Raw genomic sequence first — 13770 nt, forward strand, 5'->3', positions numbered from 1 at the left:
CCTGCTTTCTTGATTTATACTTTACTTCTGGAAATCACCATTCCCAGAGACTGTTTTCAAATTCGAGTAGATCGTATTCAAACTTCAAACCATCCAAATAAGCCTGTAACTCAGGGTTAGGATTATTTGGATCGACCATATCAGCTATCAGGGCGTTTTCCGAATTGGAATACTTCCTAACCACCGATTTGAACAATCTTAGGTCAAAAGCTTGGCTGTAAGAAAGGTCTTTGGAAGTATTACTGAAGTTAATCCACCTAGCTTCCGGATGATTTTTAAAATACTCATAAAAATCCTTGAACCGAATATAAGCGATGCTCTTTTCGCCAGCATTGGCATTGGTCTGTGAAGGCATCACCAAGTGGATGTACTTCACATCAAATTTCACTTGCGAATGGTGCTTGTCAAACAAGAAATCTTCTTTAAAGTCCAAATAATAAAGGTTCTTCACAAAGATACTGTCACCATTGGCAGACATCCAGAAGTTATTCTGAAAATCAGCGATGGAAAGTGACTCGGTAAATTCCTCATCGGCAAATAGCTCAAAGGCATTTTCCTCAGTCACGGCTTTATAAATACTATAAATGATACCATTACGCTTGGTATCTCCCGTGCCATAGAGAGGATGGTTATACTTTTCTCGCAGATCTACCCTTCTCCACACACCGATCTGGTACATCTTGTCATCCTCCCTGATTGGGTGGGCAGAAAACACCGTATCTACCTGAAATTGCCTGTCTCCACTTACAGATGGATCTACGCTCGTGGAACCTGTCTGCCCAAAAACCTTTGGACTTACAGCCAACATGATCACCATCATTAATGGGACAATGTATTTTGCATCTAATCGTTTCATAACCTTGTATTTTACTTCAAAAGAAAGCCTACCAACCTCTTGGATTACTTAATGGCAATCCGCTCTATATGGTTGACATTACTTTTTATTTTTTGACCTTGGAAGTTTGTCCTGGTAACTTCCGTTACTTGAATCACCAAGTTATCACCACTTCTCGCAGCTGCTAACAGCTGCCTAATGGCTATATCCTCTCCGCTGATGTTAACTTGCTCCCTAGGAACTTCGTTTCTCAGGAGCTTCACTACACCACCAGAGACTTGGAACCTAGCATCTTTAGGCATCGTCCGACCAAAAGTCGGCTCCGGTACAGCCTTTATTTTTAGCTGAGAAGGCCCAGGAGCGGGGAAAGGCACACTCATATCGATTTCCTTCTCTCCATTATAAGCAGCAATGGTCGGCGCTGGTACTGGTCTGATATCGTAACTAACCGTTCCGATTTTGGCACCACCACTGTTCACGCCGATGTTTACTTTTCCTGAATTGGCAGGAATAATGGTCACATCACCAGGGTTACTGCCCTTAATGGCCTGTCCATTGGTAACGGAAAACTCAGGTGCATAGCTATTGCCCAAAGCAGGAACTTTAATGCTCAGTTCGTTTGCACACTGCGCATATAGCTGTTGGATAGCCTCTGCGGTCACCTCAATGGTCGGATTGGCCACGAAGTAGTCATAGTTGACACTCAGCAGACTGTCCTTGCCATCGATGTTTACCACCACTTCACCTTCCAAGGTACGCTTGGCGAGCCCTCTGTCATCGTAACTGTCGGCTGGTCCCACTGGAAAGCTGATTTTACCAAAACCATTTTCCACAGGAACTTCTTTTCCGTTCACGCTCATCTTGGGCTGTGCCGAAGAAGAAGCCGAAGCGATAAACAGGTTACCTTCAAATTTGGTCCCTGCCGCCACAATATTGGAGTTGGCCGCTACCATGGGTTCGAAGATATCTGCTTTATAGTAAAACGATCCCAAAGAACGGGTCAGCGACCCCAATGATTCTGATTCGATGTTCAGCACCTCATTTTGGTACTGACTGATGATGGCCAATACCGCACCAATAGGAGATTTGACAAAGTTCAGGTTTACGAAATCTTTATAACTCACATCCGGGTCATTCTTGAACAAGTCGATTTCCTTGGCATCCTTGGCAATTTTCTCAAACTCCATAGGAATCCCAACTTCCTCTAAGAGAGCTTCTATTTCTTCAGGATATTGATTGAGGCGCTCTTGCATCTCATATCCTTTTTTATTGTTATTGAAGATATTGCCAGCAATATCCGTATTTTTCAGGGCGCTGTTCTTAAACTGTCCATCATCGCTTAATGCGTTCGACTGCGTAATCAATTCCTGCTTCAATCCTTCCAAATAAGAAAACACTTCAGCGGATTTCTCCCTTATCTGCCGTGCCGTCTCCACTTTGGGAAGGTCCTTTTCATTATTTCCTTGCTGCTCCACCGTCGCTTCTATATTGCTGACAATGGAGGCATTCTTTTCAATGTAGTTCTTGGAAGTGCGCTCCAAGCCATCATTCAGAAGAATGAACTTTTGCAATATTTGATTACTTACCTGTAGCGCCAAAAGAGCGGTCAGAACGAGATACATCATCCCGATCATCTTCTGCCTTGGCGTTTCTTTTCCACCGGCCATATATATCCCGTTATATTATTAGTCCTACAATAAATTAAATTAACCCTTCATGGCCGTCAGCATGCCACCATATACACTGTTAAGAGAGCTGACATTCTTGTTCAGCTTCGCCAGCTCAGCTTTGAAGGTTTCGGTTTCTTTGCCGGCTTCATTTAAGCCTTCCATGGCCGCTGTAACGTTTGAATAGAATTTATTGAGTACTTTAACATGACTATTTGCATCTTGCAATTCCATCTCGTACACTGCGTTCAGTGCGGATAAGTTTTGGGTCACTGAGACTACCTGGTCTCTATAATCTTTAGCCTCTTGGGAAGCATTGGACATTTCAGAGAGTGCCGCAGCAGTTTTGCTGTAAGACTGATTGATGTCCACCAATGTTTTGGAAGCTACTTTTACATTTTCCGCATATTCGTTGGTCGCCAATGCAGCATCTGCCACAGTCCCCATTTTTTTGGTGGAATCAGCTAGATTTTTTAATCCCTTGCCCAAGTTATCGATCAGGTCAGAACCAATATTGGCATCCTCTAGCATTTTATCCAGCTTCTGGGAAGTCTGGTCGCCTGATCCCTGTGCCACTCTTGACTGACGAGGCGCCGGAGGTACCGAACCGTCTGCAAGTTCAGGGTATACTTTGCTCCAATCCACCTCTTCTGATTGTGGTTCAAAAGCCGAAAGGAAGAAAATAGCTGCCTCTGTAGATAGGCCTATTCCGATCATGAGTGAGGCACCTTCCCAATCGAGGATTTTAAACATTGCCCCTAAGATTACTACAGAAGCTCCGATTCCATAAATCTTCGGCATTATGGAACCATAAAACATGTGGGAGAAAGATTTTTCGTTGCGTTTAGCCATAGGTTGTAAAAGTATGGTTTATAATTTTGTGTGTAAGTGTGTATATAGATTGATTAACGTCTTCTTGTAGCTCTTACGTCCATGGAGCCTGAACGACCGATAAAGGTCATTACTGTTCTGAATCCAATATGGGCAGTTTTTACATCTTGGTACTCATACGTTCGAGTACTGGTCTCTAAGTAATGAGCAATATCTTTCCAAGAGCCACCACGCACAACCTTGCGAGATTCGTTTTCATCCTCATATCTGGGATCGAGATCCCAAGTAAGGGAGCTTCCTGCGGGATTATAAGCATCTTCTACCCATTCAGATACATTACCGGCCATGTTATAGATACCGAAATTATTGGGTGCATAAGTATCCACAGGAGCTGTATAGGCGAATCCATCATCTATATAATTGCCACGACCTGGTTTAAAGTTGGCCATCAGGCATCCTCTCCTATTTTTAAGGTATGGGCCACCCCAAGGGTATTTGGCGATTTCTTTACCTCCCTTGGCAGCATATTCCCATTCTGCTTCAGACGGCAACCGGAATCTTGGCATATCATATTCAGACTTATCATTTGCATTCATGTGGTATGATTTCCACTCGCAAAATTTCTTGGCTTGTTCCCAACTTATCCCTACCACGGGATAATCATCAAATGCCGGATGTTCAAAATAGTACTCCATCAGCGGGTCACCATAATGATGGGTAAAGCTCTGCGACCAGACAGTAGTGTCGGGAAGAAGCTCATCTATATTAAATTGGGGAGGATCCTTAAGTGTAGTGGGAGTAGACAGGGCCAATTCTCCCATTCTTACCGCTTCCAAAAACTGACGGTACTTGTTATTGGACACTTCATATTTATCCATATAAAATTCGGATATCGTCACCTGTTTGTTCAGCGACGATTTACTAACGGCAATATCTTCATCAGCTTGTCCCATCCAAAAAGTACCAGCCTTTACCGGCACCATATCATGAGGAAGGGTCTGCTGCCATCCAGACCGATCGGGAACCCCAGTCACTTCACCAGTTCTGTTGGCTTTTTCACTAGCAGAACCCTTGCTACCAAAAAGACCACATCCCTGCAACAGTACCACGGATAGTAGCATCACGATCCCTGTCAAAAATCGTGAGTTCATTTTCTTGTACATATAAGACAATTTTGTTGACAATTCTTTATTCCTAGATTAACGTGTTCTTACCAAGATCGAAATTTAAGAGAAAATACCAAAACATTACAAAAAATCGACCAAAATTAACGGTTATTTAAAACCGGAATCTCGGAGTCCGTTGTATTATACTCTCTATTTTTTTCGCTACAGCTGGTAAATTATACGTTAACATAAACTCGTGGGAGGTTGGAGCCTTTGCTTCCGTCCCACTCATTACCAAATCAAAGGCGTAGCCCAATTTAAGTGACTTATCTCTTAATAATTTATACCCCATCAATACAGAAAGGGACTCTTCTCCTCTAAAAGCTAATCCACCGCTCATGCGGTCATTATATGTGGCTATAACGCTCACGTCATAGGAAAAATTATTGAAGCCCTCACTTTTTAACAAAATACTTGGATCAAATGTCACTTGTGCAAAAGTCCGTATCTTGTATCCCACCATCAAATAACTGTGATTGACCAGTTGATTATCAAAGGAATTGTCTCCAAAATCAAAAGTAGGCTCATTGAGGTGCCTACTGCTCAGTGAGACATAATACTTGGGCGCTTCGTAAAGCAACCCCGCACCAAAATTTGCACTCATCTGACTTTCGTTACCACTGCTTGGAATCGAAGGGTCGGGATTGACTACGTCGATTTCATCGAATTGTATAGTGTTGGAAAACACGCCCCCAGAGACCCCAAAGCTCAGCACACCGCGCCTGATTTTTTTGTGATAAGCAGCTGAAATATTCACTTCTTGGCTTGTCGCTGGACCAATATCATCATTGGTAAACGATAATCCCCAACCAAATGATGTGCCGGAGACCCTGCCAGCAGCTGTTACGAGCTGCGTAGTGGGAGCACCTCCATTTCCTGAAGAGGTGGTATATCCTAGCCATTGGCTTCGGTGCAAGGCGGTAAACTGATAGCCCTCATCACTTCCCGCAAAAGCGGGATTATAATAGAGCCCATTGTACATATATTGTGTGAATTGGGCGTCTTGTTGCGCAAAAACGCAGGACGGACTGATCCCCCCAAGTAGAAATCCTGAGAAAAAAATAAAATTAAGGTAAATTCTCTTTTTCATGCGCTTCAAAAGTATATTCATTCAATATGACTAGTCTACACAATTATAATCGAATTTACCTTATAAATGTTGGGATTTTTTCAGAGGTTATTCACTTTTTTTATGTACAATTCAAGCGCACCGGTCATACTTGGCGCATTGGGCATAGGAGCCTCGATGTCCAAAATGAGATTTTGATCCCTCACACTTTTAGAAGTGGTAGGACCAAAAGCAGCTATCCGGGTAGCCCCTTGATCAAAATCAGCAAAATTGTGAATCAATGATGTGATCCCTGAAGGACTATAAAAAGCCAAAATATCATACTTGATATCCTTCAGGTCAGAAAGATCAGCAGCCACCGTGTGGTAAATTACTGCTTCGGTAAATTCGATATTGTTCTTTGCCAGATAATCTGGAATGTCATTTTTGCGGATATCTGAACATGGAAACAGGTATTTTTCACCTTTATGTTTCTTGAAGTAATCAAATAGATCCGCTGCGGTCCTTACCCCTACGAAGAGCTTACGCTTCCTGATCACAATGTACTTCTGAAGATAGTGCGCTGTCTGCTCAGAAATACAGAAGTATTTCATGTCTGCAGGCATTTCGATTTTGAGCTCTTGGCAAATTTTAAAGAAATGATCAATCGCATTGCGGCTAGTAAAAATAATCGCCGTGTGCTTGAGAATATCGATCTTTTGCTTTCTAAACTCCCGGATCGAAACAGGCTCTACCTGAATGAAAGGCCTGAAATCTATTCTTAAATTGTATTTCTCGGCCAACTGAAAATAAGGGGACTTCGCATCGGAAGGTCGAGGCTGAGAAACCAAAATACTCTTTACCGGCTGAAATCTGTCCTTAGTAGATTTAGTCATATGCTCTTTTTTCTTCTTTTGTTTTCTCTCGTATTTTCCCGCATTAGCCAACGATCAACTTAACGATCACTAAAAAGGGAACCAATTCGGAACTGCAAAGGTAAGAAAATAAATGGTAACTTTTAAAAGGCACTTTTTTTAACATCAAGTAAAAAAGCCTAAAAATCCCTGCCAAATAGACCAAGAGAAATAAACCCAGGGCAAATTCCACCATTTCGTCCATTTTCGTATAACCTTGCAGATAAAATCCCATCAGCACAATGAACATAACCAACAATACCATCATCAGTATCCGTACCAAATAAAAAAATTGGCTGAAGTCTACTTTGTCCAATTGATATACCACCGCAAAGAACTTGATCCACAGGTATTTCATAAAAGACAACACCATAAAGAATGCCGTGCCAGAAAGCCACACCAACAATAGGGAGTTGAGCCCTCCTACCAAATAATCATCTAACAAACTAATCCCTGCAAAATGCAAGCAGGAAAAAGTAAAAAGCGACATAAGCATACTGAACACCAACAAATAAAATATCACGTCCGATGAAAAGGTCTTTATACCACTTCCCCCCTCTGAAAGTTCCTCTGCAAACATGGTTACAGGCCTCAATGCTGACTGGAAAATAACAGGATATGTCACTTTAAATAGCGCTATAAGCGAAAGGACAACCACTAATGCAACTATCAGAAAATCCTTTACTGGATCCTTTTTCCGTAATTGCTCACTTGGAGTATCAATACTACTATCCACTGATTTTCCTTTTCTGAAAACACCCTTTTTCACCGAAAGCTGGGACTTGTCAATACCCTCCTTGTATGCTCTCAAAGGCAATGTTCCAGACTGGCTATCGACAGGACTTATTTCTTTTAGGCGCTTTAGCGGTAGTACAAAACTGGTATCTGCCGATGCATAAAACCATAAGGTATTGTCCAAAAAAACCGCTGTTTCAGCAGGAAAAACCAGCTGAAATGAAGCCAATGGGTAGGTTTCCAAATCCAAATCCACCGCCGCCATGACAGGAGAAGGGAGAAGGTCGTACTTTTCCGAAATCACTATCCTTGGATTGTAGTTCTCCAAGACCTGCGCCTGTAGTGTCCCAAATAGAAAAAATAAACAAACGGCGGCAATCAGCCCCCTGATTTCCTTTCTCATAAACCTAAAATCTGCCAATATATCCAAAGTGAATCTTTGCGTAATTTACACCAATTTCCTGCTCATTTGACCTGCCCATCCCGTACAAAAACCGGAATTCCCCATTTCCTGTACGGAGGTTTAGCCCTGCTCCGAAGGATATGATTTTGTCAAGCTGATCAGGCAAAGCCCAGCCTGACTGCTCCAAGGCCCCTACATCTGTAAAGAGCAGAAAATAAGAATTTTCTTCAAAATAAAACCTGGGTTCAAAATTAGCATAAACATATCGGTTTGCGAAGAAGAAATTCTCATTAAAACCTCTGAGCGTCCTGAGCCCCCCCAATCGGTACATATCATTTTTCAGGATATTGTCTCCCAAAAGAAGTCCTCCCCGCAGCCTCAAAAAACCGACCAGTCTGTTACTCACCCGCCAATATTCTTCTAAAGACATAGTACCGAATGTCTGAATGGCCTCCGTGTCAACCTCCTCATAAACTCCTTCCGGAATCCCCGTATTTTGTAGGATTTTTTTATTGCCCACTCCACCCTCCATTATGAGCCTCCAGCCATTTTTGGGCTGGTATCCGTCGTCCAGTTGCTGGTAATGGAGACGAAGACCATAACTGTGGTATCGAAAATCCAACTCTGCGGGAAGTTCTTCAGCAGCATTGACCTCCGGGACAGACAATAAGTCCCCCGCCTTCCATTTGCTGAACACATCCAAATACAATCGTGGTCTCACTTGGTAACCAAACCCCAGCCGAAAATCCCTATTGACGAAGGTCGTATCCTCTTTGAGCAGGAAAAAAGAAGCATTCACATCTATCCCCGTTCCAAAAAGCTGCGGCTCCACTGCAGACACTTCCAGGTTTTGGCTATATTGTGTTAATCGCTGCCAGTGTAGCCCATATTGCCTCCCTCTACCTACTGGATTATAAATGGCCAGATCAAACTGGCCCGTCACCATTAGCTTATTGGCTTCGGCTTCGTTGGGTAGCAGACCGATGATACCATCAAGAGCATTTACTTTGCGGTTTTGGAGGCTGAGATAAACAGTCGCCTCACTGTTCTGAAAACTCACCCTAGGCGGCTCCATCACTTCATAGTAAGGCATTTCTTTAAGCAACTGGAAAGCCGACTCCACCGCCTTTTGGGAGAATGGTTCCCCAGGCACTATTCCAAGTTTCCTTCCCAAGATCACTTTTTTGACGCGGGCATTTCCACTGATCTTTAGACTGTCAAATTGGATAAAAGGGCCTTTTTCCAGCCATATATTAGCTTGAAAACCATTTCCTTCTTGTGTAATGCTATCTAGGCGCACTGCCGCAAAGGGGTATCCTTGATTTTCTTGTATACCCAGTAATTTTTCAAAAAGTCGTGCCACTTTCTTATAGGAGACTGGCTGTCCACGAAAATCCCTTGGATCCCCCCCAGCCCTCCTCACAAGGCTTTCGGATAAATTGCCCCGACGTAACTCCATCCACCTGAATTTATCCCTGGTCGTTATCGTCGCCTTTGCCACACTGTCATGATAGGTCAAGTCCACTACCTCCGCCATCAGGTAACCTTCACTCCATAGTTCTTTAAGCTCTCCTTGCAAAAAATGCTGAACACCTAAGGTATCCAGTCCCTCTTTCGTCCCTTTTCGGTGGTGTTCCCCGGTAATTTCATACTGTAGCTCATAGCCCTGTTGGGCTTGTACGGAGACCCAGGACCACATCAATAAAATCAGTGATGTAATGATTGGACGTTTCAAAAGTGCTTCTCGTTGTTTTGCTTAACTTTGTGCTGATAAAAGTAATCAATTTGGCAGGAATTTATATTCATATCCCCTTTTGTAAGCAAGCATGTCATTACTGCGATTTTCATTTCAGTACCAATACTGGGCTGAAAACCAACATGGTGAAGATGCTCTGTAAAGAACTGATACTTCAGCAAAATTACTTGGGCAAAGAAACCTCGATTAAAACCATCTATTTTGGTGGAGGGACCCCTTCGTTGCTTTCTACAGCTGAGTTAGAAATGATTCTGGAAACCATCGCCGCTCACTACCATTTGGATCTGGAGGAATTGACCATCGAGACCAATCCCGATGACCTCCACAAAACCAAACTGAACGATTTACTTGCCCTGGGTTTTGATCGGCTGAGTATCGGTATCCAAAGCTTTAGTGACGAAGTTTTGAAATTTTACAACAGGACCCATTCGGCAGCAGAATCATTGGACTGCATCAAAAAGGCCAGACAAACAGGGTTTGACAAGCTGTCCATTGACCTGATGTACGGGTTTCCTGCTGCTGACCACCAACTATGGGAACGGGATTTAAAACAGGCCATCCTTCTCGAACCTGGCCATATCAGCAGCTACTGCCTGACGATCGAATCCGGTACAGCACTGGGTAACTGGGCAGAAAAAGGGAAGTTCAATCCGGCATCTGAAGATTTTAATGCGGACCAATTTGAACTAATGCAAAAAAGGCTGGAAGATGCCGGCTATATCCAATATGAAATTTCCAATTTTGGCCAGCCAGCTGCTTTTGCCATACATAATTCCAATTACTGGAAGGGCATTCCCTACCTCGGTATCGGGCCGAGTGCACATTCCTTTGATGGTCGGTCCAGACAGCATAACCTCGCCCACAACGCCAAGTACATCAAAGCGCTCCAAAACGGACAAATCCCCTACGAAAAGGACATACTTAGTCAGGATGACATGCTGAATGAATACCTGCTGACAGCTCTACGAACGATCTGGGGAGTCGACCTGACAATGGTAAAAAAACGCTTTGGTCTTGATCTCCTCCAGGACAAATCGCCTTTCATCCAAGCCTTAACCAAAGACCACCTTATCCATATAGAAAACAACCATCTTGTCCTGACTAGACAAGGTAAACTTTTAGCTGATCATATCGCCGAAAAGCTCTTCGTGTAAGGCGGGTTAAACCGCCTCTTTAATTGGTACTGTGCCAAAGTAACGCTACCTTTGACAACGATGAAAAAGTACCCAGACTATAATCCCCGCAAAAAGGAAATCACACCGCTCAAGGAAGCTTTTGAAGAATTACTCCAGGCCTACAAGCTCAAGGATCGCTTCAACGAAAGGAAAATCGTCAGCGCTTGGGGAGAGATGATGGGAAACTCCATAGCCAGTCGCACCTCCAGCATCTATGCCAAGGACAAGAAGCTCTTTGTAAAACTGTCCTCCGGACCGATCAAAAAGGAACTGATGATGAACAAGAGCCGGGTACTTGCCATTATTGAAGATAAATTCGGAAAAGGGGCCATAGAGGACATCTCCTTCCTTTAGTTCCTTGAGCAAGTTTAATCCTGCGCAGCAAATACCCTTTTTAGCAGGCTGCTTGTTCGTTCCATTGGATTTTCCCGGATCGCCTCCTCTTCCTCGGCAATAAGCTTGAACAATCCTTCAATTGCCCTTTGGGTGACATAATTGTTCAGGTCCGGATCCAGCTTTTTACTGGTCGTTGGGAAATTATTGTAAGAACTCACTAAATCACCATAATACCTGGTAGCACCAACATTATCAAGGGACTTTTGGACATGTGGCCTGAACAGCTCCACCAGCTGATCAGTCGTGGTACGCTGTAGGTACTGGGTAGCGGCATCATCTTCTCCTTTGAGGATGGTCCAAGCATCCTGAATGGTCATTTGCTTAATGGCACTTATAAAAATAGGCTTGGCCTCTTTGGCCGCGTCTTCCGCTCCCCGGTTAATAGTAGTGATCACCTTGTCCACTTCTCCTCCCAGACCAATCTTTCGAAGGGTGTTTTCCACTTTTCGCACATCCTCGGGCAGGCCTATCCGTATCAGGTCATTGCCCAAGTAGCCATCCTGCTTACTGGCTATTCCCACACCCGTGTCTATTCCTTTTTCCAAGGCTTCCTTCAGCCCATTGCTCACCTCTCCTTCAGAGAGGCTCGCTTCTGTTGCCCCTTGTATGAACTTGTTCACTTCTGCTGCAGTACAGCTCATCATCATGGTCACTATGGCCAACATCCAGGCCAATACATTTCTTTGCATCTTCATCGTTGATTAAAAATATCCACTTTAATTGATTCAGGTTATTTGGTTGACATTACGTATAATTGTAATGGTTTTTGTACATGCTCAAGTTTCCCAACATAAATATCGGAAAAATCTTACTCCTAGTGACCGTGCTCACTTGGTTGGGACTGCTTTTTGTAGACCTCCTGCGACTCTTTGGCACGGTAAACAGGATGAATCTGGGCATTGCCCATGAGATCACTTGGACACTCGAAATCATCTTTTTCATCTTGGTGTATCTATTTTACACGCGGTCCATTGACCGCAATGAACAGAATAACTTCATCCAACTGATCTGGCGGGCAGCTTCTACCGGCCTGATGGTCATTGGAGCAGCTTTTCTGATCCGTATTTTCTATATTGTACTGGATGATACACGGCTGAGCACCGATCCTTTATTGGCCAATTTCTTTTACCATGTCAATTTCGGACTCACGTCTTTATTCCTTATTTCATGCGCTTTGCTATGGAAAAAACTCATTTTATACCAAAAGAACAAAAATACCGTCCAGCAATGGCAAATATATGAAGTCATGCTTTTTGTTAGCATGTTTTATGTATATTTTAATCAAAACACATTTGATTTCACCTTCCTTTTTGGTCTGGTATTCCTGATCATCTTTGGCGTGATCATTTCTGTAAACCTCAAATGGATCCCCTACCTTACCTTTAAGGACAAGTGGAAATCCATATTGTTCTTTGCAATCATCCTGATCACCACCTCATTTCTGTTCATGCAGTCCATGAGCTATCAAAGCCACAATGCTGAGATCAACCTCATGGATAATTTATTCCTGATAGGCCTTTTTGGTTTTGTGTTCATTTATTCACTTTTCAGTTTTTTGGTCACGCTGTTCAACCTGCCCACCTCTTCGGTTTTTGAACAAAAACTCACCGAAGCCATCAACTTCCAAAAACTAAGCCAATCCATCCAACCTGGACAAAGTGAAACACAGGTCTTGGATATTTTGGTGGACAGCTGCATGAGTGCAGCTTATGCAGATGCCTCTTGGCTGGAAATCGTCGATGAAGAAAACCAACTTCAAATCCTCCATCAACGGTTCATCACCAATAAGGACCGCAAGGAAGTCAAAGAACTGATGAACAAATACAAAACCTTCAGTACTTTTCTAAATCAACGCAGCCCTACTACAATCGACCACATCAACAGTCCTGTAGAGCATGACCTCTATAAGTCCGCGTTGATTGTTCCCATATGGGTAAACAAGCACTTGTTGGGCTATATTTTTCTGCTGAAAGAAGTAAAAAACGGCTTTAACAAAGAAATGCTTAACATCGTCACCACCTTCGTGGGCCAAGCAAGCATTTCCGTAGAAAACCATCGTCTCCTCAACGAAGCCATCAAGAACGAACGGTACAAGGAGGAACTAAAAATCGCTCAACGGGTACAGCGAAGCTTATTGCCTTCCGATCTTCACCACAACGAACATTTTGATATCTTTGGTTTTTCTGAAGCAGCTGATGAAGTGGGGGGAGACTATTATGAGACCTACCAGTTTGACGAAAACCGCTTTGCCCTTATCATTGGAGATGTTTCGGGGAAGGGGCTCTCTGCGGCTTTTAACATGTCTCAGATGAAAGGGGTTTTCCATAGTCTTGTCCAGCTGGACCTGCCCCCAAAGGAGTTTCTGGCCAAGGCCAATAATGCCCTTAGCAGCTGTCTAGCCAAAAACCTGTTTATCACCACCACGTACTATTTGATAGACACCTCCAAATCCTCCATCACCTTTTGCCGTGCTGGACACTGTCCCACATTATATTATGATAATGCAAAAGACCAGACAGATTATATCACGCTCGAAGGCCTAGGCCTAGGAATACTCCGAAACGATAAATACCCAAGCTACCTGCATGAAAAGACCATTCATTACCATTCTGGCGACATTTTGGTAATGTACACCGATGGAATCGTGGAAAGCAAGAACCAAAACGGAGAAGAATATGGTTATGATAGACTAAAAGAAGCCCTCGATACCTACAAGGAAGAATCACCCGAAACCCTCAAAAACCGCATCATCTCTTCGGTGTATGAATTTGTCGGAGAAGCAGCACTTCCCGATGATGACTACTCCCTAATGGTATTAAAATTCCTGTAACAACATTAGCAAAA

12 protein-coding genes are annotated in these 13770 nt (G+C 43.3%); 3 read left to right on the top strand and 9 right to left on the bottom strand.

What is annotated here, in order from left to right; translation table 11 throughout:
• Positions 1–34 precede the first annotated feature (34 nt).
• The 8 genes from porN to DN752_RS09490 form a co-directional block, all read right to left on the bottom strand.
• Positions 35–820 (bottom strand): type IX secretion system ring subunit PorN/GldN, encoded by a 786-nt coding sequence (gene porN, locus DN752_RS09455; protein ID WP_394337173.1) that lies wholly within the window; start codon positions 818–820, stop codon positions 35–37.
• A gap of 80 nt (positions 821–900) precedes the next feature.
• A complete protein-coding gene (gene porM, locus DN752_RS09460) occupies positions 901–2502 on the bottom strand; it encodes a type IX secretion system motor protein PorM/GldM (protein WP_112783712.1) in 1602 nt (533 codons plus the stop codon).
• Between the two features lie 39 nt (positions 2503–2541).
• Positions 2542–3354, bottom strand: a complete 813-nt coding sequence (gene porL, locus DN752_RS09465; protein WP_112783713.1) for a type IX secretion system motor protein PorL/GldL — start codon at positions 3352–3354, stop codon at positions 2542–2544.
• A 53-nt stretch (positions 3355–3407) separates the two neighbouring features.
• Positions 3408–4496, bottom strand: a complete 1089-nt coding sequence (gene porK / locus DN752_RS09470) for a T9SS ring complex lipoprotein PorK/GldK (protein ID WP_112783714.1) — start codon at positions 4494–4496, stop codon at positions 3408–3410.
• Between the two features lie 115 nt (positions 4497–4611).
• The gene (locus DN752_RS09475) at positions 4612–5589 is read right to left on the bottom strand and encodes a PorP/SprF family type IX secretion system membrane protein (RefSeq protein WP_112783715.1); all 978 of its coding nucleotides are present in this window, start codon (positions 5587–5589) and stop codon (positions 4612–4614) included.
• Between the two features lie 80 nt (positions 5590–5669).
• Positions 5670–6443 carry a uroporphyrinogen-III synthase gene (locus DN752_RS09480; protein WP_112786485.1) on the bottom strand — a complete coding sequence of 258 codons (774 nt, stop codon included), beginning with the start codon at positions 6441–6443 and terminating at the stop codon, positions 5670–5672.
• A gap of 43 nt (positions 6444–6486) precedes the next feature.
• The gene (locus tag DN752_RS09485) at positions 6487–7599 is read right to left on the bottom strand and encodes a DUF4271 domain-containing protein (RefSeq protein WP_112783716.1); all 1113 of its coding nucleotides are present in this window, start codon (positions 7597–7599) and stop codon (positions 6487–6489) included.
• A 4-nt stretch (positions 7600–7603) separates the two neighbouring features.
• On the bottom strand, positions 7604–9334 hold the full coding sequence (locus tag DN752_RS09490) for a POTRA domain-containing protein (protein WP_245949496.1): 1731 nt from the start codon (positions 9332–9334) through the stop codon (positions 7604–7606).
• 50 nt (positions 9335–9384) lie between these two features.
• Between DN752_RS09490 and hemW the strand changes: the two genes are divergently transcribed.
• Positions 9385–10509 (top strand): radical SAM family heme chaperone HemW, encoded by a 1125-nt coding sequence (gene hemW / locus DN752_RS09495; protein ID WP_112786486.1) that lies wholly within the window; start codon positions 9385–9387, stop codon positions 10507–10509.
• 60 nt (positions 10510–10569) lie between these two features.
• Positions 10570–10884: a DUF721 domain-containing protein gene (locus DN752_RS09500; protein WP_112783718.1), complete on the top strand. Its 315-nt coding sequence runs from the start codon at positions 10570–10572 to the stop codon at positions 10882–10884.
• A gap of 14 nt (positions 10885–10898) precedes the next feature.
• Here DN752_RS09500 and DN752_RS09505 read toward each other — a convergent pair whose 3' ends face one another.
• On the bottom strand, positions 10899–11615 hold the full coding sequence (locus DN752_RS09505) for a DUF4197 domain-containing protein (RefSeq protein ID WP_112786487.1): 717 nt from the start codon (positions 11613–11615) through the stop codon (positions 10899–10901).
• Between the two features lie 83 nt (positions 11616–11698).
• Here DN752_RS09505 and DN752_RS09510 point away from each other — a divergent pair, with 83 nt between their 5' ends.
• Complete coding sequence (locus tag DN752_RS09510; protein WP_112783719.1) at positions 11699–13756, top strand: GAF domain-containing SpoIIE family protein phosphatase; 2058 nt, start codon at positions 11699–11701, stop codon at positions 13754–13756.
• Positions 13757–13770: the final 14 nt, after the last annotated feature.

The organism is Echinicola strongylocentroti, from assembly GCF_003260975.1.
Taxonomy (GTDB): domain Bacteria; phylum Bacteroidota; class Bacteroidia; order Cytophagales; family Cyclobacteriaceae; genus Echinicola; species Echinicola strongylocentroti.